Raw genomic sequence first — 4,154 nt, 5'->3', positions numbered from 1 at the left:
CGCCGACTGGTCCCGCGCGGACGCGTCGGTCCCCCACCCGATCGACCCGCTGCGCCTGCGCGACGCGGTGAACGGGCTCCTCGCCCCCGCCTGACACCGGCCCCCGCGGCCGCGCGCACTCTTCCCCCCGCCCGCGGAGCACGACCGAGACGCCATCTGTCCGAACCCCCGACGCACGTCAACACAGTGTGAGTAGAGTCACAGTTGCGGGCCGCACAGTGAACGGCCCGCCGGGGAGACGGACGACCGGACCCCATCAGCGCCGGTCGCTCGAACCCCCTGCGGTTGCAGTAGAGGCCCGCCTACAGGCGGCTTCTCATCACAAGCGCGAGGAGTGACGCCAACGTGAACGAATACGTGCCCATCCTGGTACTCGGGGCCCTGGCCGTCGCCTTCGCCGTCTTCTCCTCGGGCGTGTCCTCCTTCGCGGGGCCCAGCCGGTTCAACCGCGCCAAGCTCGAGGCCTACGAGTGCGGCATCCAGCCCACGCCGCAGCCGGCGGGCGGCGGCCGCTTCCCGGTGAAGTACTACCTCACCGCGATGCTGTTCATCATCTTCGGCATCGAGATCCTCTTCCTCTATCCGTGGGCCGTCCACTTCGACCAACTCGGCGTGTTCGGGCTGGCCGCGATGGCCCTGTTCGTGTTCAACGTCTCCGTCGCCTACGCCTACGAGTGGCGCCGCGGCGGACTGAGCTGGGACTGACCCGGCGAGTCGGAGAGGAGCGCCGAGATGGGACTCGAGGAGAAGGTGCCGGCCGGCTTCCTGCTGACCACGGTCGAGCAGCTGGCGGGCTACATGCGCAAGGGCTCGCTGTGGCCGGCGACGTTCGGTCTGGCGTGCTGCGCGATCGAGATGATGTCCACGAGCGGTGGACGCTACGACCTGGCCCGATTCGGCACGGAGGTCTTCCGCGCGTCCCCCCGGCAGGCCGATCTCATGATCGTCGCGGGGCGGGTCTCGCAGAAGATGGCCCCGGTCCTGCGCCAGGTGTACGACCAGATGGCCGAGCCCAAGTGGGTCCTGTCGATGGGCGTGTGCGCGTCATCGGGCGGGATGTTCAACAACTACGCGATCGTGCAGGGCGTCGACCACATCGTGCCCGTCGACATCTACCTGCCCGGATGTCCGCCGCGGCCGGAGATGCTCATGCACGCGATCATCACGCTGCACGACAAGATCCAGAACATGCCGCTGGGCGCGAACCGGGCCGAGGCGATCCGTGCCGCGGAGCAGGCCGCGCTCGACCAGCGTCCGCTCATCCCCGTCGAGGGGATGTTCCGATGACCGATCGTCGCCCGGACTCCGGCGCCGCGGACCGCGACCGGGCCCCCGACGCACCGAACCCACCCGACCGCACGGACAGCCCTGACGCGGACACCGTCGGCGTGCGCCACGGCATGTTCGGCGTCCGTGGCTCCGGGGACACCACCGGGTTCGGGGGCCTCGTGCGCCCGACCGAGATGCCCGGCAGTACCCCACCGCCCTACGAGGACGACGACGACGAGGTCATCCGCGCGCTCACCGCGGCCCTGCACCAGCGGGGCGGGCCGAGTTTTCAGGAGGCCGTCGAGAGGGTCGTGGTCCACTGCGGACAACTCACCCTGCACGTGGAGCGGGAGCACCTACCGGCGGTGGCCCTGACCCTCAGGGACGCCCCGGACCTGCGGTTCGAGATGTCGTTGGGCGCGAGCGGGGTGCACTACCCCGACGCCACGGACCGGGAGCTGCACGTGGTGTATCCGCTGCAGTCGATCACCCACAACCGCCGCGTGATGCTCGAGACGTCGGCCCCGGACGCAGACCCGCACATCCCCACGCTCACCCGCGTGTATCCCACGGCGGACTGGCACGAGCGGGAGACGTACGACTTCTTCGGCGTCGTCTTCGACGGCCACCCGTCGCTGACGCGGATCGAGATGCCGGACGACTGGGAGGGCCATCCGCAGCGCAAGGACTACCCGCTGGGCGGGATCCCGGTCCAGTACAAGGGCGCGACCATCCCGCCGCCGGATCAGCGGAGGGCGTACTCATGACCGCCGATCGCACCCGCGCGAGGCGCTCGGCCCGTGCCGACCGCGCCGCGGACTCCGACACGATCCTCACCGCCTCCGGGCAGGACTGGGACGCGATCAGTGAGGCGGCGCGCAACGCCGACGACGACCGCATCGTGGTGAACATGGGCCCGCAGCACCCGTCCACGCACGGGGTGCTGCGGCTGATCCTGGAGATCGAGGGCGAGACCGTCACCCGGGCGAGCTGCGGCATCGGCTACCTGCACACGGGCATCGAGAAGAACCTGGAATACCGCTACTGGACCCAGGGCGTGACGTTCGTGACCCGGATGGACTACCTGTCGCCGTTCTTCAACGAGGTCGCCTTCTGCCTGGGCGTGGAGAAGCTGCTCGGGATCACCGAGCAGGTCCCGCCGCGGGCGTCGGTCATCCGGGTCATGCTCATGGAGCTCAACCGGATCTCCTCCCACATGGTCGCCCTGGCCACCGGTGCCCTGGAGCTGGGCGCGAGCACGCCGATGCTGTTCGGGTTCCGCGAGCGCGAGCTGGTCCTGGACGTCTTCGAGGTCATCACGGGTCTGCGGATGAACCACGCCTACGTCCGGCCCGGCGGGGTGGTCCAGGACCTGCCCGACGAGGCGGTCCCCCAGGTGCGCGAACTGCTCGAGGTGATGCCCGGGCGGATCCGCGAGATGGAACTGCTGCTGCGGGAGAACCCCATCTGGAAGATGCGGCTGCAGGACGTCGGCTACCTCGACCTCACCGGATGCATGGCCCTCGGCGTGACCGGCCCTGTCCTACGGGCGACGGGCCTGCCGCACGACGTGCGCCGGTCCGACCCGTACTGCGGGTACGAGGACTACGAGTTCGACGTCATCACCGGGTCGGCGAGTGACTGCTACGACCGGTTCGTCATCCGGGTAGACGAGATGAAGGAGTCGCTGAAGATCGTCGAGCAGTGCCTGGACCGGCTCGAACCGGGACCCGTGATGGTCGACGACCCCAAGATCGCCTGGCCCGCCCAGCTCAAGGTGGGCCCCGACGGGCTCGGCAACTCCGCCGAGCACGTCCGCACGATCATGGACAGCTCCATGGAGGCACTGATCCACCACTTCAAGCTGGTCACCGAGGGTTTCGCGGTCCCGCCGGGCCAGGTGTACGTGCCGGTGGAGTCCCCGCGCGGCGAACTGGGGGTGCACATGGTCTCCGACGGCGGGACCCGCCCGTACCGGGTGCACTACCGCGACCCGTCGTTCACCAACCTGCAGGCCGTGGCCGCGATGTGCGAGGGCGGGATGCTTTCCGACGTCATCGCCTCGGTCGCCAGCATCGACCCCGTGATGGGAGGGGTGGACCGATGAGCAGCATGGAGTCGACGAGTCGCGAACCGGTCTTCCTGCAGTTCGGGCAGCAGCCGGACGAGCCGGGGGCGATCGTCCGGCCCGACGCCCGCCGGCACTACCCCGACGACGTCCTGGCGAGACTGCGGGCCGACGCCGAGGTGATCATCGCCCGCTATCCGCAGGCCCGGTCGGCGTTGCTGCCACTCCTGCACCTCGTCCAGGCCGAGGACGGGCACCTCACGCCCGCCGGCATCGAGTTCTGTGCCCTCGCCGTCGGACTCACCTCCGCCGAGGTCATGGCCGTCGCCACGTTCTACTCGATGTACCGACGCACGCCCACGGGCGACTACCTGGTCGGGGTGTGCACAAACACACTGTGCGCGGTGATGGGCGGCGACGAGATCTACGCCGACCTGCATGACCACCTGGGGCTCGACGGGCCCGGTACCACCGACGACGGCCGGGTGACGCTCGAGCGCATCGAGTGCAACGCGGCCTGCGACTACGCCCCGGTGATGATGGTCAACTGGGAGTTCTTCGACGACCAGACCCCCGCCTCCGCCCGGCAGGTCGTGGACGACCTGCGGGCCGGCCGGACGGTGACCCCGACCCGGGGCGCGCCGTTGTGCACGTTCCGCGAGACCTCCCGCCTCCTCGCCGGTTTCCCCGACACCCGCCCCGGCGCGAACGACGGCGCCCCCGGCGACGCGACCCTGGTCGGGCTGCGGATCGCCCGCGAACACGACATGCGCGCCCCCGCGGGGCCGGACGAGTCCACTGAGCTGCCCTCAACCGA

Annotated in this window: 5 protein-coding genes; all 5 read left to right on the top strand. The window is 70.0% G+C overall.

Annotation, left to right across the window (positions count from 1 at the left end):
• Positions 1-345: 345 nt before the first annotated feature.
• On the top strand, positions 346-705 hold the full coding sequence (locus G6024_RS05985) for an NADH-quinone oxidoreductase subunit A (protein WP_067714630.1): 360 nt from the start codon (positions 346-348) through the stop codon (positions 703-705).
• Between the two features lie 27 nt (positions 706-732).
• Positions 733-1,287, top strand: coding sequence for a NuoB/complex I 20 kDa subunit family protein (locus tag G6024_RS05980; protein WP_067714633.1), 555 nt, complete (start codon positions 733-735; stop codon positions 1,285-1,287).
• Entirely contained in the window at positions 1,284-2,036 is a 753-nt protein-coding gene (locus G6024_RS05975) for an NADH-quinone oxidoreductase subunit C (RefSeq protein WP_069389012.1), read from the top strand. The genes G6024_RS05980 and G6024_RS05975 overlap by 4 nt, the downstream gene beginning before the upstream one ends.
• Entirely contained in the window at positions 2,033-3,376 is a 1,344-nt protein-coding gene (nuoD, locus tag G6024_RS05970; RefSeq protein ID WP_067714636.1) for an NADH dehydrogenase (quinone) subunit D, read from the top strand. The genes G6024_RS05975 and nuoD overlap by 4 nt, the downstream gene beginning before the upstream one ends.
• Positions 3,373-4,154 (top strand): NADH-quinone oxidoreductase subunit NuoE (nuoE, locus tag G6024_RS05965; protein WP_159148278.1); only part of this gene is annotated, 782 nt, incomplete at its 3' end. The genes nuoD and nuoE, both read left to right, overlap by 4 nt.

It is taken from the genome of Dietzia maris, assembly GCF_014144855.1.
In the GTDB taxonomy this organism is placed as follows: Bacteria; Actinomycetota; Actinomycetes; order Mycobacteriales; family Mycobacteriaceae; genus Dietzia; species Dietzia kunjamensis.
Note: the sequence above shows the minus strand (reverse complement) of the source record. Positions and strands in the feature narration are given on the sequence as shown.